At 36.8% G+C, this 20,187-nt stretch carries 23 protein-coding genes; 19 read left to right on the top strand and 4 right to left on the bottom strand.

The genetic code is table 11. The features are described from left to right. The 6 genes from IGI46_RS20345 to IGI46_RS20320 all read left to right on the top strand — a co-directional run bounded on the left by IGI46_RS20345 (position 1) and on the right by IGI46_RS20320 (position 5,448). Complete coding sequence (locus tag IGI46_RS20345; RefSeq protein ID WP_207704040.1) at positions 1–792, top strand: WxL domain-containing protein; 792 nt, start codon at positions 1–3, stop codon at positions 790–792. Between the two features lie 12 nt (positions 793–804). Continuing rightward, positions 805–1,539, top strand: coding sequence for a WxL domain-containing protein (locus IGI46_RS20340; protein ID WP_429966023.1), 735 nt, complete (start codon positions 805–807; stop codon positions 1,537–1,539). A gap of 68 nt (positions 1,540–1,607) precedes the next feature. Further along, complete coding sequence (locus IGI46_RS20335) at positions 1,608–2,681, top strand: DUF916 and DUF3324 domain-containing protein (RefSeq protein ID WP_429966024.1); 1,074 nt, start codon at positions 1,608–1,610, stop codon at positions 2,679–2,681. Positions 2,682–2,751: 70 nt separating this feature from the next. After that, positions 2,752–3,429: a class A sortase gene (locus IGI46_RS20330; RefSeq protein WP_429974152.1), complete on the top strand. Its 678-nt coding sequence runs from the start codon at positions 2,752–2,754 to the stop codon at positions 3,427–3,429. Beyond that, entirely contained in the window at positions 3,426–4,016 is a 591-nt protein-coding gene (locus IGI46_RS20325) for a hypothetical protein (protein WP_429966026.1), read from the top strand. Before IGI46_RS20330 ends, IGI46_RS20325 begins: the two co-directional genes overlap by 4 nt. Before the next feature lie 7 nt (positions 4,017–4,023). Beyond that, positions 4,024–5,448, top strand: a complete 1,425-nt coding sequence (locus IGI46_RS20320) for a helix-turn-helix domain-containing protein (protein WP_429974151.1) — start codon at positions 4,024–4,026, stop codon at positions 5,446–5,448. An 8-nt stretch (positions 5,449–5,456) separates the two neighbouring features. Here IGI46_RS20320 and IGI46_RS20315 read toward each other — a convergent pair whose 3' ends face one another. Beyond that, positions 5,457–8,162 carry a transglycosylase domain-containing protein gene (locus IGI46_RS20315; protein ID WP_429966028.1) on the bottom strand — a complete coding sequence of 902 codons (2,706 nt, stop codon included), beginning with the start codon at positions 8,160–8,162 and terminating at the stop codon, positions 5,457–5,459. 187 nt (positions 8,163–8,349) lie between these two features. Between IGI46_RS20315 and IGI46_RS20310 the strand changes: the two genes are divergently transcribed. The 7 genes from IGI46_RS20310 to IGI46_RS20280 all read left to right on the top strand — a co-directional run bounded on the left by IGI46_RS20310 (position 8,350) and on the right by IGI46_RS20280 (position 12,257). Continuing rightward, positions 8,350–9,303: a hypothetical protein gene (locus IGI46_RS20310; protein WP_429966029.1), complete on the top strand. Its 954-nt coding sequence runs from the start codon at positions 8,350–8,352 to the stop codon at positions 9,301–9,303. Between the two features lie 476 nt (positions 9,304–9,779). Next, on the top strand, positions 9,780–10,184 hold the full coding sequence (locus IGI46_RS20305; RefSeq protein WP_429974150.1) for a hypothetical protein: 405 nt from the start codon (positions 9,780–9,782) through the stop codon (positions 10,182–10,184). A gap of 167 nt (positions 10,185–10,351) precedes the next feature. Next, positions 10,352–10,474, top strand: coding sequence for a hypothetical protein (locus IGI46_RS20300; RefSeq protein ID WP_429974149.1), 123 nt, complete (start codon positions 10,352–10,354; stop codon positions 10,472–10,474). 559 nt (positions 10,475–11,033) lie between these two features. Further along, complete coding sequence (locus tag IGI46_RS20295) at positions 11,034–11,381, top strand: hypothetical protein (RefSeq protein ID WP_429966031.1); 348 nt, start codon at positions 11,034–11,036, stop codon at positions 11,379–11,381. A 134-nt stretch (positions 11,382–11,515) separates the two neighbouring features. Further along, complete coding sequence (locus IGI46_RS20290; protein WP_429966032.1) at positions 11,516–11,914, top strand: helix-turn-helix domain-containing protein; 399 nt, start codon at positions 11,516–11,518, stop codon at positions 11,912–11,914. A gap of 12 nt (positions 11,915–11,926) precedes the next feature. Beyond that, positions 11,927–12,115, top strand: coding sequence for a hypothetical protein (locus IGI46_RS20285; RefSeq protein ID WP_429974148.1), 189 nt, complete (start codon positions 11,927–11,929; stop codon positions 12,113–12,115). Continuing rightward, the gene (locus IGI46_RS20280) at positions 12,108–12,257 is read left to right on the top strand and encodes a hypothetical protein (RefSeq protein ID WP_429974147.1); all 150 of its coding nucleotides are present in this window, start codon (positions 12,108–12,110) and stop codon (positions 12,255–12,257) included. The genes IGI46_RS20285 and IGI46_RS20280 overlap by 8 nt, the downstream gene beginning before the upstream one ends. Positions 12,258–12,302: 45 nt before the next feature. Here IGI46_RS20280 and IGI46_RS20275 read toward each other — a convergent pair whose 3' ends face one another. Next, positions 12,303–12,866, bottom strand: a complete 564-nt coding sequence (locus tag IGI46_RS20275; protein ID WP_429974146.1) for a helix-turn-helix domain-containing protein — start codon at positions 12,864–12,866, stop codon at positions 12,303–12,305. Between the two features lie 253 nt (positions 12,867–13,119). Here IGI46_RS20275 and IGI46_RS20270 point away from each other — a divergent pair, with 253 nt between their 5' ends. The 3 genes from IGI46_RS20270 (at position 13,120) to IGI46_RS20260 (ending at position 16,825) form a co-directional block, all read left to right on the top strand. Continuing rightward, the gene (locus IGI46_RS20270) at positions 13,120–13,461 is read left to right on the top strand and encodes a hypothetical protein (protein WP_429974145.1); all 342 of its coding nucleotides are present in this window, start codon (positions 13,120–13,122) and stop codon (positions 13,459–13,461) included. Positions 13,462–13,752: 291 nt separating this feature from the next. Further along, positions 13,753–16,587 carry a type 2 lanthipeptide synthetase LanM gene (gene lanM / locus IGI46_RS20265; RefSeq protein WP_429974144.1) on the top strand — a complete coding sequence of 945 codons (2,835 nt, stop codon included), beginning with the start codon at positions 13,753–13,755 and terminating at the stop codon, positions 16,585–16,587. Between the two features lie 61 nt (positions 16,588–16,648). After that, complete coding sequence (locus IGI46_RS20260) at positions 16,649–16,825, top strand: hypothetical protein (RefSeq protein ID WP_429966037.1); 177 nt, start codon at positions 16,649–16,651, stop codon at positions 16,823–16,825. A gap of 51 nt (positions 16,826–16,876) precedes the next feature. Here the strand turns inward: IGI46_RS20260 and IGI46_RS20255 are convergent, their stop codons facing one another. Both IGI46_RS20255 and IGI46_RS20250 read right to left on the bottom strand, forming a co-directional pair. Continuing rightward, positions 16,877–17,146 carry a hypothetical protein gene (locus IGI46_RS20255; RefSeq protein ID WP_429966038.1) on the bottom strand — a complete coding sequence of 90 codons (270 nt, stop codon included), beginning with the start codon at positions 17,144–17,146 and terminating at the stop codon, positions 16,877–16,879. 258 nt (positions 17,147–17,404) lie between these two features. Continuing rightward, positions 17,405–17,767, bottom strand: a complete 363-nt coding sequence (locus IGI46_RS20250; protein ID WP_429966039.1) for a hypothetical protein — start codon at positions 17,765–17,767, stop codon at positions 17,405–17,407. 250 nt (positions 17,768–18,017) lie between these two features. On the opposite strand from IGI46_RS20250, the gene IGI46_RS20245 reads away from it, so the two are divergent. The 3 genes from IGI46_RS20245 to IGI46_RS20235 are packed head-to-tail and all read left to right on the top strand — an operon-like array spanning position 18,018 to position 20,183. Continuing rightward, positions 18,018–18,572 (top strand): RNA polymerase sigma factor, encoded by a 555-nt coding sequence (locus tag IGI46_RS20245; protein WP_429974143.1) that lies wholly within the window; start codon positions 18,018–18,020, stop codon positions 18,570–18,572. Further along, complete coding sequence (locus IGI46_RS20240) at positions 18,565–19,320, top strand: hypothetical protein (RefSeq protein ID WP_429966041.1); 756 nt, start codon at positions 18,565–18,567, stop codon at positions 19,318–19,320. Before IGI46_RS20245 ends, IGI46_RS20240 begins: the two co-directional genes overlap by 8 nt. Further along, a complete protein-coding gene (locus IGI46_RS20235; RefSeq protein WP_429966042.1) occupies positions 19,317–20,183 on the top strand; it encodes an ATP-binding cassette domain-containing protein in 867 nt (288 codons plus the stop codon). The genes IGI46_RS20240 and IGI46_RS20235 overlap by 4 nt, the downstream gene beginning before the upstream one ends. The last annotated feature ends 4 nt before the right edge of the window (positions 20,184–20,187 follow it).

Here is a 20,187-nt window from a genome sequence, read left to right as displayed (position 1 = left end):
ATGAAAAAGAAACAAATGATTACAACAGCTGCAGCGACCGTTTTAGCATTGACTGCTCTTGGTGGTGCAGCTACTACTTATGCAGCGGAAAGCAGTGAATATACATCTAACGGAGCAGTTAAGTTTATTCCCAATACCGATCCAACACCGCCAGTAAATCCGGTTGACCCAGATCCAGATAAGCCGGTGAAACCAGTCGATCCGACTGATCCAGATGGTCCAAACCCAGGAACAGATGGTCCATTGTCTATCGACTATGCATCATCATTAGATTTTGGTTTAAACAAAATTTCCAACAAGGACCAAACCTATTTTGCTCGCGCACAAGCATATGAAGGGGATACACCAGCATCTCCGAACTATGTTCAAATTTCTGATAATCGTGGGAATAATGGCGGTTGGGTATTAAAAGTGAAACAAAATGGTCAATTCAAAGCGGCAACTACCACCTTGAATGATACTTTAACTGGAGCAGTGATCACTTTAGACAAACCAACTGTTGCCAGCAATTCTACCGCAGTGGCACCAGTGGCTGAAAAACCAGTTACTTTAAATCCAAACGGTACAGAATCAGTTGTTCTATCAGCAGTAAAAAATACTGGAGCAGGTACTTGGGCAAATCGTTGGGGTACAGTTGAAGCTGTTACTGAAAAGGATGCCGAAGGGAACGATGTTCAAGCAAACGTAACTAAAGACGTATCCTTATTTGTACCAGGAAGTACACCTAAAGATGCGGTAAATTACAAAACAACTTTAACTTGGAATCTATCTGATATCCCAGAAAACGCATAGAGGAGCGAGATTATGAAAAAAATTCAATACTTAACAATTGCGGCGCTAGCTTTAGCCGGTTTAGCTTTACCAGCAACTACTTTAGCAGCAGATGGTGGGGAATACACTTCCAATGGAGCTGTGACTTTTGAAGCAAACACAGATCCGACTAAACCAGTCGATCCTACAAACCCGGTTGATCCTATTAAACCAGTCGATCCAACTGATCCTACTGGCCCTAAACCAGGAACAAATGGTCCGTTATCAATTGACTATGCTTCAAGCCTAGATTTTGGTACCCAAAAAATTACTTCTACCGATGAGGTTTATAAAGCAAAAGCTCAAAAATACCTAGATAAAGCAGATGCCGAAAAGACAGGTCCAAACTTCGTTCAGGTTACCGATAATCGTGGGTTAGAATCCGGATGGGTTTTACAGGTGAAACAAAATGGTCAATTTAAAACCACAGAAAACCAAGAACTAACAGGTGCTGCAGTTACCTTTAAAAATGGGAATGTAGCAACCAATTCTACTTCTGAAAAACCTAGTGGACAAGCAACAATTAAATTGTCTCCCGAAAATGCTTCGACAAATGTGATGTCTGCGGCAAACGGTCAAGGTGCGGGAACCTATTTATTAGCATGGGGAACAGACGCAGCAACTGGAGCTGAAAGTATTGAATTATCTGTACCAGGCTCTACGACTAAGTATGCTAAACAGTATAAGACTACTTTTACTTGGACTTTAGCAGACATACCTGTAGAATAGAAAATCCAATAATAGTTAAGAAGGGATGTGAGTATTGCATCCCTTCCTTTGAATGAAAGGAAGCAATAATGAAAACTTTAAAAAAAATCGCTTTGTCTATTTTTTTACTAGCTGGAATAGGAACAATGATGAGTATTACAGGTGAGGCAGCTGAATTTAATTTTGCCGTTACGCCACAAATTCCTGATAATCAAATCGACAAATCCAAAACGTATTTCGATTTACAGCTGTCACCAGATCAAAAACAAGAGTTAACGGTCAATTTGCGCAACGATACTGACCAAGAGGTTGTTGTCGAAGCTCAAATTAATAGTGCCACCACTAACAGCAACGGTGTAGTGGAATATAGTGCTAATGAGATTGCCCCTGATTCGTCCTTGAAATTTGATTTAAAGGATTATGTAGAAGCACCAAAGGAGATAACCTTAGCCCCTCATTCTGAAACAGAATACAAACTAAACATACATATGCCAAACGAAGCATTTGACGGGATTATAGCTGGTGGAATTACATTCCAAGAGAAAAACGCAAAAGAAACCACAGCATCGAGTGATGATTCTTCTGGCTTGGCGATTAAGAATGAGTATTCTTATGTAGTTGCCTTATTGATGCGTCAAGAGAAAGAAAATGGCACACCGGATTTGAAATTATTGAAGGCTGGAGCAGAGCAAGTCAATGCACGGACCTTGATTTACGGAAATCTTCAAAATCCAATGCCTGTTTATTTGAATCAGTTAACAACGCATATGACAGTTGCTAAGCAAGGAAAAAACGAGGTAATCTACGAAAATACGCAAACTGGTATGCAAATGGCCCCAAATTCAAACTTTAATTTAGGCCTGCCTTTAAATGGTGAACGATTGAGCCCTGGTAAATATGTATTAAAAATTGATGCTTATGGACAGAAGGATGAGGCAGGAGAATTCACGTACACAGCCAGCAGTGGCGAAAAAGAAAACTATCGCTATAACTGGCAGTTGGAAAAAGAATTTGAAATCAAAGCTGACCAAGCCAGAAAACTAAATGATAAAGATGTGACTGTTAAGAAGGATTTCACTTGGCTATACATCTTAATTGGTATACTATTACTGTTGTTAATCATCGCAATTATCTGGTACAAAAAGAGACATGATAAAAAGTAAGTATTTCCTGATTATTATTTATTGGGCAGCGCTATTTCTGCTTGGCTTTCCGATGATAAAGCAAAGTATATTGAGTTACAAATTAACTAAAGTTTCCGACGTTCAAACTAAGGTAGTTGACCAGCCGTTAAATCAAGCCGAAGCTGTTCAACCGCCAAGCTTTTCGGAAATACTGGCTTTCCAAGGAACCGATCAGCCAGTTAGTGCCAAGCTGCTGATTCCTTCTGCTGATTTCGCAGTCCCGATTTATCCAGTTATTACCCAGGAATCGTTATTGGCTGGAGGGGGCATGCTATTTCCCGAAAGGACTCCAGCCAATGATAACATGGTACTACTAGGACATCACTTAGGAAATCAGCAATTATTATTTGGGCAACTGCTTTCTTTAAAAGAAAGGGATGATATATACCTCTATTTTGCGGAGGAAGTCTATCATTACCAAGTAACAGCTACTAAGATAATCAAAGAAACCAATCTTAGTGTGTTAGATGAAACCCATGAACCGCAATTAACGTTGATAACTTGTGATAAGCCGACTCAAACTGATCAGCGATTTGTCGTTACAGCAAGCTTAAAAGAACGCTCACAGGCAACTAAAGAGACACTTAAGATTGAGAAAAAGCTTGAAAAAGCAACAGTTCATAGAAATGAGCGGAATGTGTGGAGGGGAGTGGGTCTCTTCTTTAGTTTAGTTGTCCTGGGAACCCTGATCATTTTGAGGTTATCACGAGAGGAGGAAAGCCATTGAAAAAACGAGTAATTATTCATTCAGTTTCATTATGGATGGGGGCTTGTATTTTTCTATATTCCAATTATGCTTTAGCAGCAACTAGTATCTATGATCCGATGAATCCTAATGAAACCATTACACCTATTCCTAATGATAGCTCACAGGAAGTGCAGGAATCAACAGCTGAAATTGTTTATGAATCAACTGATTCATCAGAAGCAACAGAGACTAGTGAGTCTTCAGACATAGAATCATCGACTAAGACGACCAGTGAGGCACAAAGCGGTGAATCAACAAATAATTCTGACGAAAACGTAGAAAATAATGCGCCAAAAGAAAAAAAACAGCAGAAAAAAGCGGAAAAAAAGCAGCAATCCAACAAAATCTGGAATTTTATTCGCCATCCGCAAACATCTCTTATGTTGGACGATGACTTTTTCAGTAACTCACCTCTGAGTATGCCTGAGCCAGTTTCTGGTGGTGAGGCGAATGAAGACAACGAGTTTAGTCAAGTTGCCCTAAGCGCCTACTTGTTGTCAGGAGTGGCACTTTATGGAGAATCAGTGCCAGCCGGCGAGAAAAAGCTGAGTGATTACTTTGCTTGAACAATTTTTGGCAAAAGAGGAATGGCGGAAGTATCAAATTATTGGGTTATTAGAACGTAGTCCATTTTTTTCTGTCAGTAAACAAGAAATGATGGATCATTTAGAGGTTTCCGGTTACGTGCTAAAAGGGGTTGTCGAAGCTCTAATTTATGATTTGAAAAGATATCAGTTGGATCAGGCGATTCTGATTATCGATGAGGATCCATTTATTCATTTAAAAATTAGTGGGGAAGCTAGCTCGGGGTCTTTACTAGAAAACTATGTAAAGGATTCACTGAACTTTCATTTGTTATGCAGTGCCTATCTTCAAAAATATAACTCGGTCAATGACTTTTCGGTTAAGGAACTAATCAGCTATCCAATAGCTTACAAAGAATACAAGCGTTTGAACCGTTTCCTAAAAGAAAACGGTCTTCAAATCACTCGCAAATTTCAGCTGGTCGGTGAGAATGAACAAAACCTGCGATTGTTTATAACAGAATTATTCAGCCGCATTTTTAAGGATGAGTTGTCCTTATACACTGATATAGATACTTATTTGGTCAATCAGCAAATTGCTGTTGTACCACTAGAATCCTTTACTAGGTATCAACGGAATGATTTAATTCATTACAATTATGTAACGGATATTCGTATACGACAAGAACATTATTTAGATGAAACTAGTCTGCCCTTGTTAAATGAGGAAATACAAGATCAGTTGTGCTTCCCCTATTTCTTTTTACGGTTGCCAGTTTCTTTTGCGACAGTAGAGAAACAAGCTCTTGTCAATTATTATTTAACTCGCTCGGCTAGTCTAATTGAACAAGTGAGTGTTTGGGATGAGAAGGCGAAAGACTATAGCCAGCAATTAATTACGGCTTTGATTCAGGATTTTCCAGCTGTGGCAACTGATCATGAGAAGATGGCTGACTTTAACCTGCGTTTGGATTTCTTGCATTTGCAGCTTAAAGAATTGAGTTTGGGGTATGAATCTTTACAATCAGCGATCGACATCAGCTATTTTCAGCAAAACTATCCAGAAATATTAGCGTTTTGCCGACAGTACTTGAAATCGGTGGAAAACTCAGATTTGTATGACAAAAAGAAATTTGTGTTCTTTAATTATCTATTGTTGATTGTGACAATTTTCCCCAAAGAGACGCTTTTGCATACAGTGAAGATTTATACTGATTTTTATTACGGAGAACTGTACAACCAATTTATTGAGGGAAACTTGATTTTCTTTCAATCTGCAGGGGCGGTTACTACGAATCGTATGGAAGAAGCCGATATTTTGCTGACAGACAATCGAGCGTTAGGAGAATCTAGTGCGTGTGATTACGTGGTTTGGCTATCTCCGCCACGACCATTGGATTGGGCAAATTTGGGACAAAAGATTGTCCAGCAGCGTTCAAAAAAATATTTATCTGCAGATGAAAAGAGGGATTAGCCATTTGGCTAATCCCTTTCTTGTGATTCGCTGGAACTACTGGAGCTGCCAGAAGGAGTTGAACTGCTGGAAGGTCGGGTAGTATCCCGAATATTCAATTCTTTTTTCAGATCTTCAATTTGCTTATCTAATTCTTTGCCTTGCTCTTCAGTTGTTGTAATATCACCTTCAACACGATCAACATCCGAGGTTAATGCAGCTTTTTCCTGAGCGTACTGAGCTTCTTTACTGCGATAAACGCTAGTGTACTGGCTGGATAATGTTCCACCAGCGGGTTCTACATTTTGGATCAAGGCCCAAACCTGTTGCGCATACTGGTCAAAGGTTTTCCAGTTGTCTTGCGTGTCAGTTACAATCAATTCAAATTTACTCAACGTTTGAATACGATCGGCTAATAGCTGTGTACTGAAGCTGGAGGCTTCAGATACCATAGGACTGTTCAGCTTTTCTGCAATCAGTTCATTGGCCTTTGTTTTAGCAAGTGCATCAATGTTTTGAGTAGTAGCCTGCAAAGCATTTTGACGAGTAGCTAGCACTTGTTTTGCCTGACTGGAACGGGTAACCAATTGTCCATTTTGGTTAGTAACTGAAGCAGGCATTTGGAAGTCGACATCTTCTTTACCGTTGTTCAACAAATCCATCGCTTCTTGGAAAATCTGCCGAGTCGCTTTACCAACTGAGGCGTTATCCTGAGGCTGCGGTGTATCATCACCGGCCCAAACAGCAACGGTGTAGTGCGGCGTTGCCCCAACTGTCCATAAATCTTTCGCTTCATCTGTTGTACCGGTTTTAATTGCCCAGTATTGATTATGAGCTAGATTCGTATCGGTAGCTGTACCATTTTCTTCCTGATGGACCGCCTTCATGGTATCGATCGTTAGATAAGCGGCATCTTCGCTGTATACTTTTCTTTGTGGTGCATCATTCAAGTTGAAGACTTCCTGGTCATTATCTTTGCGTTTAATACTTTGAATATTAGTAGGCATTCGATAATTCCCTTGATTCACCAGTGTTGAAATACCACTAGCCATTTCTTGGGTGGTCGCACCATAGGTCATACCACCGACTGCAATAATTGGATTGTCATCAGCGACATCCAGTCCGGTAAATTGCATTTGTGCTAATGGTTGATAGACTGGTTCCTGCAGCTCAGTTTGATTATCCATTGCTAACTTGTAGGCTACCACATTGGACGACATAGCCAAGGCATTACGCAAGGTTAGATTTCCTCGCGAGCCCATATAAATATTATTCGGATAATTATTGTTTGGGCGATCATCTGATACGGTACTAGTTTCTAAAAGTCCTCGTTCATAAGCTGGAGCAAAAGAAACCAACGGCTTAATCGCTGAACCGGGCTGACGATAAGAAAGGAAGGCCCGATTGTAGGTATTCCCTTCTTCACCGCGACCACCAATACTTGCTACTATACTACCAGTACTGTTATCAATCACCGTCATGGCCGCTTGTTTCACATAAATATTCTTTTCAGAATCCATATCCGGCCAGCTTTGCATCACTCCTGTTAGGATTTCCTGCAGCTGCTGATGAATAGTTGGATCAATTTTGGTTTGAATTTCATAACCACCAGATAAAATTCGTTGATACACTTTATTGTAGGCATCAAGGTATTCTTGGTTGTAGCGGTCTTCTTCTTCTTTGCTGTCAAATTGATATTGAAAGCGGAAATCTTGCTGCTCCATCAAAATTTTCGTTGCTGAATCGACTGCTAAGGCAACTTCATTATCACCTAGATCATTGTTCAAGGCATCAGAATGAATGCTGGCATTAAAATCATCTTTTATCGCCTTATTATAGTCATCATTAGTAATATATCCTTGGCTCAACATCTCACCGAGAATAGTCTTACCTCGTTTCATCGCATTGTCCTTATTGCTTACTGGATCATGCAACCCCGGATTGTTAGTAATCCCGACTAAAACGGCTTTTTCTAGTAAACTTGTGTCGTTAATGGACTTGTTAAAGTAGACACGAGAAGCAGCGTTAATCCCATAAGCACCGTGACCGAAATAAACATTATTCAAGTAGTACTCAAGAATCTGCTCCTTAGAAAACTTCTGCTCCAAAGATTGAGCCATAACCATTTCTTCCACTTTACGAGAAATCGATACTTCCGGTGTTAAATAAATATTTTTAACCAGCTGCTGAGTAATAGTAGAGGCTCCCCGGACACCGCGGCCTAATGCAGCATTCAAGGCGACCGTCAGTAATCCTTGAGTATCAACCCCGTGATGTTCATAGAAACGTTTATCCTCAATAGAAATTAAGGCTTCCGAAACTAACGGGTCCATGTCTTTGTAACTAAGGTAATCCCGTTCTTGGGTTTTCAGCTCTTTAATTACACCGCCATTTACATCTAAAATAGTAGTTGGTCGAAATTGCTTAAAGTCACTTTCTTGAATAGCTTTCGCTTGTTGCTGCCCAGCATCTACTGCAGCTGTAATTACTTGTCCATATTGCCTTAAGAAGAAAATACTTCCAGCAACAACGGCAATTACCATTAAAGTCAAAGCTGCAATCGACACCTTAGTTACTCTCGAAAGTCCGCCTGAAGGTCTATTGGACTTAAAATTTTTGTTTCGTTTAGTTGCCTCTTTTTTTGGTTTCTGACGCTTTTTTTCACCTGACAGAAGTGGCAACACCAACTTCTGTTTTTTTTCATTTTTGCGTCGATCTTTTCTTCGTTCTGCCATGTAGCTCCCTCAAGAAATCATTTTCTTCTAGTTTAATAGATAACAGCAGGAATGACCATGGAAATTGTCACTTTACTATCAAAAATTTAGAAAAATTAAGTAAAATTCCACAATAATCTGCTGAGGGGGCTTGACGAAAAGGGCAAATGTCGCCACAATGGGAAAGGAAAACAAAACGAGGTGAAAAATGAAGACCACAAAAAAATGGTTAATCTTTTGGGGCATTCTAGCCGGTTTATTTGTCGCAACCTTTGCTATTATATTAACGGGGAATTTTCCTCAGTTTACTATTCCCTTTAGTGTGTTCGCCAGTGACGAAAAGGAGCAGCAGCAGGCTGAACTGCCTAAGCTTCCAGCATTGGCCTTAAAGGATGTCAATGATCAAGAGCTGTTAAATGCACAAATGGATAAGATTAATGCCTTAAATGAAGGACTGCAGCAGCCAGACAGTTTAGCTAGTTCGCAGGATTTAGAACACATCTTTTTGACTGTTTTCGGAAATGTAGCTGATACAAAGGTAGTTTATGAGCTTTATCGTAAAGTATATCCTATGATTAGCTCAGAAGAAGCGGCATTTGTTCAAGTTGAATTAATTGGTTTTGGTCAGACTTTGCAGGACGAAGATATCGTGACTAACCAACGCCAGCAATGGACCTTTACCTCAGCCGATGGGACGCGAAAAGATTATCTAGCCGATATCACGTTTAATACTGAAGAATTATTGAGCATGTCAGTAAGTGATAGTACAGATACTACTGCTTTATTGATTACGTCAGATGATACTTACCTCGATCGTTCTGCGGATTTCGAGACTACTTGGTCAGATGTAATTGCTAGTGGATCAGATGAGCGATTGTATCAACAAATGCGTAAATCAGATTTGAGTCCGGATCAAACAGAATTCGCTGCGTTGGAAAAAGAAGTACCTATTAAAGATAAAACAGGCTTCTTTGACCTTTATGTAGCAACTAGGGGAGACTTGCGACAAGCCTACTTAAATAGTTTCCAACATTCTAATAGTCCAACTGATGGAATTACAGACTACTATTTCCAAGTACCAACTTCTCAAAAGGCTGCTGATACTTACAAAGTTGAATATGATCGTTTGCAGCAAAAAATCAATTCAGTCACTAAACAATAAGTACAAAAGCTGAGCAAGGTAAAAAACTTGTTCAGTTTTTTATTTAGGATAAACAAGCAGACGTTTAAAAGACTTTTCGAAATGTGTAAAACAGGATTATGGTAATCAATTGGTTAACTAATTGATTTCTTTACTGATCTATTTGTCAGCGAAGACACAAAAATAGACACTGCCAAACATAGACTTTTCTTGACTAACTCAGAGAGTTAAAGTAAATTATTTTTGTATCAGAGGCGAATAGGGATATTCGATACTTTAAAAGACTTACTAGCTAAGAAGGGAGCAATTTTTTGATTTCATTTTTAGTAATCCTCATGTTGCTTTATTTTATAAAAGAGCAATTCTCTTACGGATCCGTTAACAAGGTAACGTATTATTTTTTACCACTCTTTTCTTTATTGCAGGTAGCGTTTCACTTTCATTATTCGCGAAATAATTTAGTTGTTTTACTCTTCTGTTTTTTGACGGGTTCCCTAGTGGGGTATTATCAAGCAAAACATGCAAAGATAAGGCAACATTTAATCCCAGTGTATGTTTACTTTGAAGAAAATGGTCAAAAAAAGAATATCTATAAAAATCAGGTGGCAGTAAGAGGTGGTACACATTACTTGATCGGTTGGTGTATCATCTTTATTATTCAATTAGCTATCCAACTAATTTTGACAGCAACTAAAGTGCAATTGGGTTCTACTCTTTATGAAGAATTACTTGAAGACTTATTTTCTATTTATAGACTGCAAGACTTTGAGAAAGGGGCACAAAATTGGTTTACGTGGTCTCTATATGGATTTTCCAGTTTGTCGTATCTTTTATACTTGTGCAAAAGAAATGTAGCTGTTAAAGAAATCCTTTTTCATACAAATAAAGAGATAATAGAGTAGTTATGCTCTTTGTATTTAAAAGATTTTCCGTTTTCAAAAACCTTCGAGAGATAACATACAACTTTAGAATGTTTGGAGCTATTTAATGAAAATAATCCCTGCATTGATATTGAAGAGGAGGACGAGAAACCGTTCCTAGCTGCTGAAAACTGTGGAATTAACCTAAAATGTACACTTTCCCAGAGTATTATTTAGTAGCCAATGAACTTGATAGGTATTCTATCAGTGACCGAACGAAAGGATTGGTTTACCAAGGAAATCAGTTAACCGTCTATCCACAAAAAAACTAACTTTGCTGTACAGCAAAAAAATTGGTTGCCTACACCAAAAAGGTATTATCGACCACTTTTCCATATTTATTTACCAAAAGACACCTTTTTTGCTGAAAACTGTGTGTTGCCAAAAATCGAGACGATCAATTAAGATGTGTCCGAAAAATCAATAGAGATTGGCATGCTCAAGTCAAAACGACTGAAGCACTTTGGCATGCTCGACTTACTAGAAGAACGATAGGCTTCTTAGAAAAAAACAAGCGACACTCGATTTTCCTCGGCTGGGACGACAGCTGATTAATAATGCTTTCTCAGGTTCATCGAGTGGCACCAGATTTTGAGACCATAAGTATCGAAGACACATCACTTTTAAGTGAACATCTAACTCAGATAGATTTGGATTATGTAAACTTAACAGATTGTTTGTTTAATCAAGTTTATAACAGAGAAAGACTTTTAAAAGTTCTTTTTGCTTAGATGATTTTTTTGACGAATCAAAAATCCTTAAAAAATCCATACCAATCAAAAAAACTATGTGATACTATAAAAGGGAGAAAATGAAAAAAGAGGATTGACTATGAAAAAGGGATTAGCGGTTTGCTTATTGTCTATTTTATTACTACTCACTGGTTGTCGAGTAGAAGATGCGGCACCAGCACCAAAAAACACTACTTCTTCAGTAGAAGTAACCATACCTACCAGTGGAGAAAATGAACGTCAATATCTTGCGGAGCTCATGCAAGAATACAGTAATGCAGCTATTGAACGACATGATTACGAAACTTATGATCAGCTGTTCAAAGAAGATCTAGAAGCTAGAGATACGAAACAATTTAAAAAGGGCACAAATCTACAGTTGATCGGTTCTCATGTAGATGATGTAGAGAGTAAAAAATGGCATGGCTATTTTATCCCAAGTGAATAAATTGATGCATGATTGAACGAGAGTTTGATCATGTTTTTTTGCGATTAAATAAGGATGTAAAAGCATTTTTACATCAATTCAAACGGTTTTTGATTTAAACTAAAGACAAAAGAAGAGAAAATGAGGATAAGCAGATGGAAGTTGGAGAAAAGCTAAGAGAAAGAAGGAATATTCTGCATATGACACAGGACGAGGTTGCCGAAGCATTGGGCGTGACCCGGCAAACGATTTCTAATTGGGAAAATGGTCGCAGCTATCCAGACATTGAAAGAATCATTCGTTTGTCAGATATCTACCAGCTGTCTTTGGACGAATTACTGAAGGGAGACAATAAAATGGTGCATCAATTACAAAAGAATACGCAACAAAACCGCTTTATCAAAACGTTCATTTTATTATTACTAGTAAACGTACTATTAATGGTCGGTTTGATGTTAGCAAGTCCGCTAAACAAAATTATTTGGATCTTGCTTTTTCTCTTGTTAATGGCAAATACCTTTAGCATCTTCTACTTAATTATCAAGAAAATCTAAGGAGGCTTTATCATGAACACTAGAGATATTTTGGTTCTGTTTTGCTGCGGCATGATTCTAATAGGGAGCATGTTCCTTTGCTACTATCTTTATTCGTTGGTTCTAATCGATGCGAAAGCACGTGGATTGGAAAGACCCAAATTTTGGGCACTGGTTAGCTTGGGCGGGCAATCGGGGGGGACTGCTGCTGTACTTGTTTAAGCCAAGAAACTATGACGTTCATTTGACACCACAGGAGCAAGCTGCTATGGATCAATTGAAACGAAAAATTTTGGCAATTTTTATGATGATGTTTCTCGCGGTTATCTTTTTCATCTTTGCCATGATGCCAAAAATGGTTTAAAGTAAGAAGCCATCCGCTCGATGTTTTTGGCTGATGGCTTCCTTTTTAGGCAAATAGCAAACTAATCGCGGCTAACACACCACCGACAATTCCGAAGCCGATAACCAAAGCGACTTTGATCCAGAAATCCTTGCGGGCATTTTTCTTCACATCTTTTTCACTTAACGTTTTGCCTTCATAAAATGCGACAATTTGTGAATAGGTTTTTAGCTGAAGATCTTTTTTTAGTTTCTCAACCTTGAAGGCTGCATACATCATAAACACTGTAAAAAGCACAGGGATTATCAATCCGAGTTTTCCTAAATATCGAATACTAGGACCGATTGATAGGATTGTTCCTAGCATGCCGAGAATCATTAAAACAGTCCATTTGTTCCATTGCTGTTTATCCAATTCTTTTCGCATCATTTCCACGTCTCCTTTGACTAATTCATCTAAAGTTACGTCAAAAAGAACACTCATTAGCAGTAAATTATGGATATCAGGATAGCTGCGTTCATTTTCCCAATTAGAGATGGTTTGTCGGGAGACATATAATTTCTCCGCCAGCACTTCTTGAGAAAACTGTTCGCGTTCCCGATATTTTTTGATTTGCTTACTAAGATTCATTTTTTTCGCTCCTTTGTATTCTTAGCTTAAAAGATCGAGAAAATTTCCGCGATCAAAGGTCTTTATAATTGTCCCATTTTAATTGTCAAAGGTTTTTGACAGTTTGATTTGACGGGGTTTCACTCTAGTTTAGCGTTCTATCAAACCAAACGTCAATCATCTCTTCCAAACAAGCAATAGAAAGGACCATTTAGGAAAAAAGGCATTTATCTTTTGGCTGTTGGGTAGAATAGTCAGGGAGGAGGGAACTATGATGAGTGACAAAAAAATTTACATTATATCCAAAGGAATCGGAGCTCTCTTCTTTTGTTTGTTTTTTTCTAATATGCTTGCTCCTGAGTTTGTGAGTCGGTACCGACCAGTAGTCATCCTCTTTTTCATTTTCTTAGTTGGAGGATTTATGTATTATCGATATCTGCAAAGAAACCTCAAAAAGGAATTGGCTTCGGAGGGAAAAAAATTTAAAATGCGGCAAGAAAAGCTGCAAAATGATCTTACCGAAACGATAAAGGAATTGGCCACTATACAATCAGAAATCCTTGATCATCGTCAAAAAGTCGATGACAGAGCAAAAAAAGACCATGATATACGATAAAATAGATTGTAATTTGATTAGATATAGAATAGAATCGGGTTAAAAAGGGAACGGAGATTCAATATGTGTTCATGTCTTTTAGTCGAGTGATGGAATTTTTTCTTTTAAATAGTCTCACCCTTTTAGTTTTTTATGAAACTAAGCAAATTAATTAACGGATTTTAAAAACATCACAACCATTCTCTATGACGAGCACTACTGTTTTTATTGGTGATGAGAGGGAAATATTGAAGGCGTTACAACTATACTAATAAGTTATTACTATATTATGTTCATTTTGGAGAGGAAACAATGGAAAAATTTTTGACGTACACTTTAGGAATGTCTATTTTAGAAAGAAAAAATTTACTTACTCATTTTGTCTATGAAAATAATTTAGATGAATATGATAAATGGATATCAAAAGCAAGTCTTCTGAGTGAAAAACATCATGATAAAATATTAAGGTTTTTAGGAATGAATAATTGCGAATTCAATAGCTGTATATCGAAGTTGGATTTTGATAGGTCTGTCTGCTTAAAAAAAGAACTTTTGGAAAGTACTTGGTTTAATTATCACACCAGTCTATTTAAAAAGGATATGCCTATTCAAAATTATGAGTTGAGAGATGTATTGAGGTTCCACATAAATGCATTTAAAGTTCATTGTTTAAATGTCATTGAACAATCCAATATAGAAAATCTAAAAATCGAAAAGGAGGTAATTAATAGTTTATGTGATTCTTTATGTGATGAGCTATTTGATATTTCCGAGAATACTATAGTGTATGATTTTCAATATATGACAAAAAAATATAAGCTAAATATTTCAAATGAAAAAGAACATATGATATTGTACCTCGAAAATTTTGCTTTCACTAATAATGATGTATTTTCTTTCTTTGCCTCATATCCAGCTTTGTCACGATCTCTCGCAAATAGACTTAAGTATGCATGTGATAATTTCACGGCTTTCTATAAGGCTGTTTCGAATTCTTTAGGGAAATTGATAAAAAAATTTGATTTACAGCTACCCATAAGTATTAATAGTATAAAAGTTTCTCAAGGTGATAGTCACGACATAGGGAAATCTGTGCTTAAGTTCAGATGCAATGAAACAAATTTATATTTCAAATTTAAAAGCCTTGAAATTTCGAACCGATTTAATCAATTTCTCTCATTCATCGAAGAAATACAAGATGAAATCACTTTTTATAAGATAAAAAGACTAGTAGGTGATTCGTTTACTATTGAGGAAGAGATTATTCATGAAAATAACAAATCAGAAGAAGATATTGTCTATTTTTATAAATCATATGGCACCATATTAGCAATCACTTTTTGGTTACGTTCTACAGACTTACACATGGACAATTTAATAGCATTTGGAAAGTATCCAGTGATTATAGACACAGAAACGATAATACAGCCTAATAAAATCGAAAAAAAAGACATAGATTCCAGAAAAGGTAGATTAGAAACTCACAGTATTCTTTCTACGAGTCTAATACCTTTTTCTAAGTCAAGTGAAGAAAAAGTTGTACTAAATGCTCTTACAGGTGGGCTCGGACAGAATTCCAAAAAATCAAACGAAGATTCTTCGTCCATTGAAAGTGAAAATATACCTTTGCTTAACTTTATGATGGTAAATCCAAGAGATTATTCACAATATATTGAAAAATATTTCTTTAAGATGAACGCATTGCTCATGAAGAATAAACATAATGTCATTTGCCAGATCGAAAAGATTTTTAAAGATGTTGAGATCCGTGTTTTATTTCGAAATACAGAAGAATATTATGAATATCTTTCTTTTATCCGCCATCCTAGTTGTTCGGTAGACTATATTGAAAAAGAAAGAGTATTGATGAATCTTTGGGGAAAAGATAGTATATTAGGAAAAGTTATTCCTTATGAGTTTGATGCTTTACAGATTCATGATATTCCTAGATTTTATACAACTACCACCTTGAAAAGCATTTATTATAATGGAAAAGAATTAAAGAATATCTTTTCTAAAAATGCTTTAGAAGCCACAATCGGACATATTAATCAACTGACTCAAAAACAAATTGATTATTCTTTTTTATTGCTTAAGGAAAGCCTTGGAACACTTTCTATTAGAGAGTGTGAAGTAAAAATTCCCAATAATAACGAAAAGTTATATTCACATAGTTTAAGAAAAGCGGTGAATATTGGTGATATTATTGTGGATCAAATTATGATAACAGAAGGAATGGAATATTGTGATTGGTATACCATTGTTCCTGTTAGTTTCAAAAAAGCTACAATTGTATATCCAACATACAATTTATATAACGGAATATTAGGTATATACGTTTTTCTGAAAATTCTTAATGAGTACTACCCAAAGAAAAAATATTCAGACATATCAAATATACTGGAGATAGAAATTCAAGAAAATATTAATGATGGAAATTTCCAGAGTGCATATTTTGGCGAGGGAGGAAAATTATTTAGTTATTTTATTTTATGGAAATTAACTGGAGAAAACTCCTATGAACTTTTAGTTGAGGAAGCATTGAGAACGTTACAGTTAGACTCTAAGAAATCTCAAGTGAATGAGTGGCTAGGTGGAAGTGCTAGTTTAATTGTTTTACTAATAAGAATTTACGAAATGAAGCCTTCGAAAGAATTGAAACAAAAAATTATTGATCTATCAACTGGCATTTCGTGTAAGGAAATGAAGGACGGCAGTTTCTCTCATGGCTATGGTGGTGTACTCTACTCACTGATAGAATCGAGTAAAATGCACGAAGATTCAACAATACAAGAAAAAATAGTATGGTATAAGGAAAAGTTTAATAATCACATTCTTACAGAGCCAAAGATTAGTAATTCTTGGTGTAGAGGAGAAGCGGGATTCAACATTGTTTTTGATAAGCTTGAAAAAAAAATACCCAAAACTGTTACAGTCAAAACTAATAGCAAGGAAAGCTGCATATGTCACGGTAGTTTTGGTGCTAATAATTACGTAGACAAAATATATAAACCGATTTATTTAAAATCAAATAGTCAATTTATTCCAATAGATTTTTTTACCGGATTATCTGGAATTGGTTATCAAATCTTAAGATTATCTCTGAAAGAAAAATCTAGTCTTGTCGATGTTTTGTCAATAAAATAATGTTATTAAGGGGATAGTCCCATTAATAAAAAGTATAACAATTTGAAGGAGGAAGAAAGACATGAGAGAAGTAGGATTTAAAGAGATTTACAACCAGATTTTTGACGAAATGGACAATTCGGTAGGGATTACTATTGAAGAAGCGATTGAAAACGAAAATTATGAAGGATTACTATTCAAAAAAGAGAGATTATTTATATGGGACTTACTGACCAGTAAAGCGTATCGTTGCAAATAATAATAAATTAGAGCTAATAAATAACTGATAAAAAGCGTAACGAATTTTTCGTTACGCTTTATTTAACGTGTTCTGATTGGAGTAGCAAGCTTTCTTCAAGCACCGTTGTACATAAATAAACTGCGCTGCTAATAGTAGGAACAGCAAACCGGCAATCATGATTGCTCCAGTTTCTTCGCTGATCCGATTGGAGGCAAGAATAGGAACCGCAATGACAAACTGAATTATCCCAGCCAGCCAGCTAAATTTTTTTGCACGAGTTTGAGCTAATTTCCAACGTTTCCAGCTGCTGACAGCTAACGTTGAACGGAATCCTAGCACTGAATGACACCGATAACGATTATTTGACTTGGCGATGTCAAAGCTAAATGGGAAAACAACTCACCAGAAAACGCTGGTTACAAACAGTAGAATCCAGTCCATCATACGCTTTTGCCTCTTTTCTTCCTTTGAAATTACAGCAAATATTAGCACATTCTAACCTACATTTAAAGGATATCATGATGAGAGTTTTATCATTCAAATCTTACATAACTAGGAACTGCTATTTTAGTAAAAAATTGATTAGCTTACTAGTTATTACGATGGCTTATTCTCCCAAAAATATATCGATTTTCGTAGTTTTTTCTGTTCAGACTCAGTTTTTTTATAATAAACAGATAGAAAGAAGTAGATTACGGCAACAGCAATCAAGCTCACAGTCAAGTTGGGAGCTAGGGCAGGAGCTTCTGTGATAAGCCCCAAAAAATGGCAAAGAATTTTTAAAATATCAAATCCTAACCCCACAAGGGCAAAAAAGATAAGTAGTTTTGCGGTTCCCACAATAGATTTATCGTGACCCCATTTCTCTTCCTTGGATCCAGTTGTTTCTACTTTATGGTTCCAATAAACTAAGGCGATTAGGATGGTCAAATTGACAATAGTAGAGATAAAAGCGTTCATTTTTGTTTCCTCCTTAAATATAGTTTCTGGTTAAAGTTTAGCCTCCTTAAGTCAAAAAAGGAGCAAGATTTCCTAAATGGTTCATTTTTTTACCTAATTGACAAAAAAAGTTCCCCTCGTTTAAATGATTTTTGAAGGTCATTGGTTCATTAGTAGAGAGTAGGGAAGGAGGAAAGGTTTTCGAACCAGAAAAAAAGAAGGATTTTGGCAGCGGGTTTGTTACTATATAGTGAGGAATTAAAGGAGAGGGGTGATACTTATCAAGGATTATTTGTTGGTTCTTAAAATTAAAAAGGGCGATCCAGAGGCGTGGGAGTTTTTGGTAGAGCGTTATTATCAGACAATTTATTCCTATTGCTTTAGAAGATGTTTCGGACAGATTAAACTGGCAGAGGATTTAACACAGGATATTTTCCTTAAGCTGATAAAAAACATCGATAGGTATCAGTTCACTGGGAAATTTTTCAATTATCTATTTACGATCGCAGTGAATACCTGCAATAACTATTATAGTAAGAAAAAATTCAACACGACAGAATTAGCAGACTACCTTCCAGATCAGTGGCAAAAAAGCTCCTTTCAGCTAGTTAGTGAGGAAGAAAAGACGGATGAAATCCAGCAAGCCTTAAACCAGCTGCCGGATATTCAAAGAGAAGCGATTATTTTGAAATTTTATTATGACTTAAAGGTAAAGGAAATTGTCAAGATGACAGAAGTCAGTGTTCCTACTGCTCAATCTAGGATTAACCAAGGGATTAAAAAGTTAAGCAAACTGCTAGATAAGGAGGCTTTTTACTTTGAATGAAGAAAAACTAAAGAGAATTGTGCTTCAGCAAAAAATTGCGACTAACGATGAAGCCAAACAACAAGTGATTACTGAAGGCAAACAACTGATGGAACAGCAGCATTATACTCGTCAGTCATTTTTCAGTTTGTTGGAAATTACTTTGCGCTTTATTCCAGCAACAATCTGGATCAGGCAAATTGCACTATTCATAGGAATTGTAAGCTTTTTAGTTGTTATCCAACATGAAGGGTATAGTGACTCTCATAATTTGAGTATTTTGATGGCTGGTTTAACGGTATTGGTATCGTTCTCCTTATTGCTATTTACAGATGAGTTGCTGAAAAGCTTCTCCTATGGTACATGGGAGCTGGAGCAGACCCTAAAATACAATCTGGATCAGCAGCTGTTAGCTAAATTTTTGCTTTTTGGTTTGTTTGAGTTGGTCTTTATTATTGGGATTTCTCTGATTGGACAAGACTTTTTGATGCTAGCTTTTTGGAAATGCGCGTTGTATTTGCTGGTACCGATGAACTGCTGCACTATCGTAGTATTGTCAGTTTTAACGACTTGGAATACCCAAAGCTTCCGAATCTTACTGTGGTTGGTTTCTGGTGCAAGTGTTGTAGTGATTTGGGGAGTTTTAAGTAAATTTGATTTGTATGAGGCGAATATATCTATCTGGATCATCAGCTTTTTAGCGACTAGTCTGATAGTAACCATGATTATTTTAAAAAGTACAAGAAGAATTGGAAGGGAAATGACATGAAGCTGGAATTAATGAATATTACTAAAAAATATGAAGGAACCGTCGTTCTGGACAATGTTTCCTTCAGTTTGACTCCTGGTGTGTATGGACTACTCGGCTCCAACGGCTCAGGAAAGACAACTTTATTCCGTATTATTTGTGGATTGATTAATGCCGATGAGGGAGAAGTCATGTACAATCGAAAAAATACGGATGCTAACAGCCAAGAATTTCGCACTATTTTAGGTTTTTTGCCGCAGGATTTTAGTTATTATCCCGAATTTACAGCTATGAAATTCATGCTGTATATTGCTGCTTTGAAGGGTCTTAATCCTACAGTTGCTAAACACAAAAGTAACGAATTGTTGGACAAGGTTGGGTTGGAAGAAGTAAAAAACAAACGAATTAAGAAGTTTTCCGGAGGGATGAAGCAACGCTTGGGAATCGCTCAAGCGTTGCTGAATGATCCTGAGGTTTTAATCTTAGATGAGCCTACCAGCGGTTTGGATCCCAAGGAACGAGTACGTTTTCGGAATTTAATTTCTTCGTTTTCCCAAGAAAAAATTGTGATTTTATCCACTCACATCGTTTCTGATGTGGAATACATCGCGGATGAATTGTTGGTTTTGAAAAAAGGGAAGTTAAAAAATCGCGGTACGGCGCAGCGCTTGATTCAAGAAATTGAACATTTTGTCTGGGAAGTTGAAGTAAGAGAAAGTGAAGTAATGGGTTACGAGATGACCTACACCATCAGCAATCAAAAAAACACGGATCGTGGTACCATACTACGAATTGTAAGTGAAACGTCTCCAAACAAGCAGGCAAGACAGGTTTTACCAACTTTAGAAGATCTGTATTTATATTATTTCAGAGAGGAGGTTTGATTCG

Source organism: Enterococcus sp. AZ163 (assembly GCF_050498925.1).
Classification (GTDB): Bacteria; Bacillota; Bacilli; order Lactobacillales; family Enterococcaceae; genus Enterococcus_A; species Enterococcus_A ferrettii.
This window is presented reverse-complemented; position numbering and strand designations above follow the sequence as displayed.

What these genes read in the sequence shown, in the direction of transcription:
- IGI46_RS20345 (WP_207704040.1), top strand. Translation starts at nt 1, where the DNA reads ATGAAAAAGAAACAAATGATTACAACAGCTGCAGCGACCGTTTTAGCA.
- IGI46_RS20340 (WP_429966023.1), top strand. Translation starts at nt 805, where the DNA reads ATGAAAAAAATTCAATACTTAACAATTGCGGCGCTAGCTTTAGCCGGT.
- IGI46_RS20335 (WP_429966024.1), top strand. Translation starts at nt 1,608, where the DNA reads ATGAAAACTTTAAAAAAAATCGCTTTGTCTATTTTTTTACTAGCTGGA.
- IGI46_RS20315 (WP_429966028.1), bottom strand. Translation starts at nt 8,162, where the DNA reads ATGGCAGAACGAAGAAAAGATCGACGCAAAAATGAAAAAAAACAGAAG.
- IGI46_RS20310 (WP_429966029.1), top strand. Translation starts at nt 8,350, where the DNA reads ATGAAGACCACAAAAAAATGGTTAATCTTTTGGGGCATTCTAGCCGGT.
- IGI46_RS20300 (WP_429974149.1), top strand. Translation starts at nt 10,352, where the DNA reads ATGTACACTTTCCCAGAGTATTATTTAGTAGCCAATGAACTTGATAGG.
- IGI46_RS20295 (WP_429966031.1), top strand. Translation starts at nt 11,034, where the DNA reads ATGAAAAAGGGATTAGCGGTTTGCTTATTGTCTATTTTATTACTACTC.
- IGI46_RS20290 (WP_429966032.1), top strand. Translation starts at nt 11,516, where the DNA reads ATGGAAGTTGGAGAAAAGCTAAGAGAAAGAAGGAATATTCTGCATATG.
- IGI46_RS20285 (WP_429974148.1), top strand. Translation starts at nt 11,927, where the DNA reads ATGAACACTAGAGATATTTTGGTTCTGTTTTGCTGCGGCATGATTCTA.
- IGI46_RS20275 (WP_429974146.1), bottom strand. Translation starts at nt 12,866, where the DNA reads ATGAATCTTAGTAAGCAAATCAAAAAATATCGGGAACGCGAACAGTTT.
- IGI46_RS20270 (WP_429974145.1), top strand. Translation starts at nt 13,120, where the DNA reads ATGAGTGACAAAAAAATTTACATTATATCCAAAGGAATCGGAGCTCTC.
- lanM (WP_429974144.1), top strand. Translation starts at nt 13,753, where the DNA reads ATGGAAAAATTTTTGACGTACACTTTAGGAATGTCTATTTTAGAAAGA.
- IGI46_RS20260 (WP_429966037.1), top strand. Translation starts at nt 16,649, where the DNA reads ATGAGAGAAGTAGGATTTAAAGAGATTTACAACCAGATTTTTGACGAA.
- IGI46_RS20250 (WP_429966039.1), bottom strand. Translation starts at nt 17,767, where the DNA reads ATGAACGCTTTTATCTCTACTATTGTCAATTTGACCATCCTAATCGCC.
- IGI46_RS20235 (WP_429966042.1), top strand. Translation starts at nt 19,317, where the DNA reads ATGAAGCTGGAATTAATGAATATTACTAAAAAATATGAAGGAACCGTC.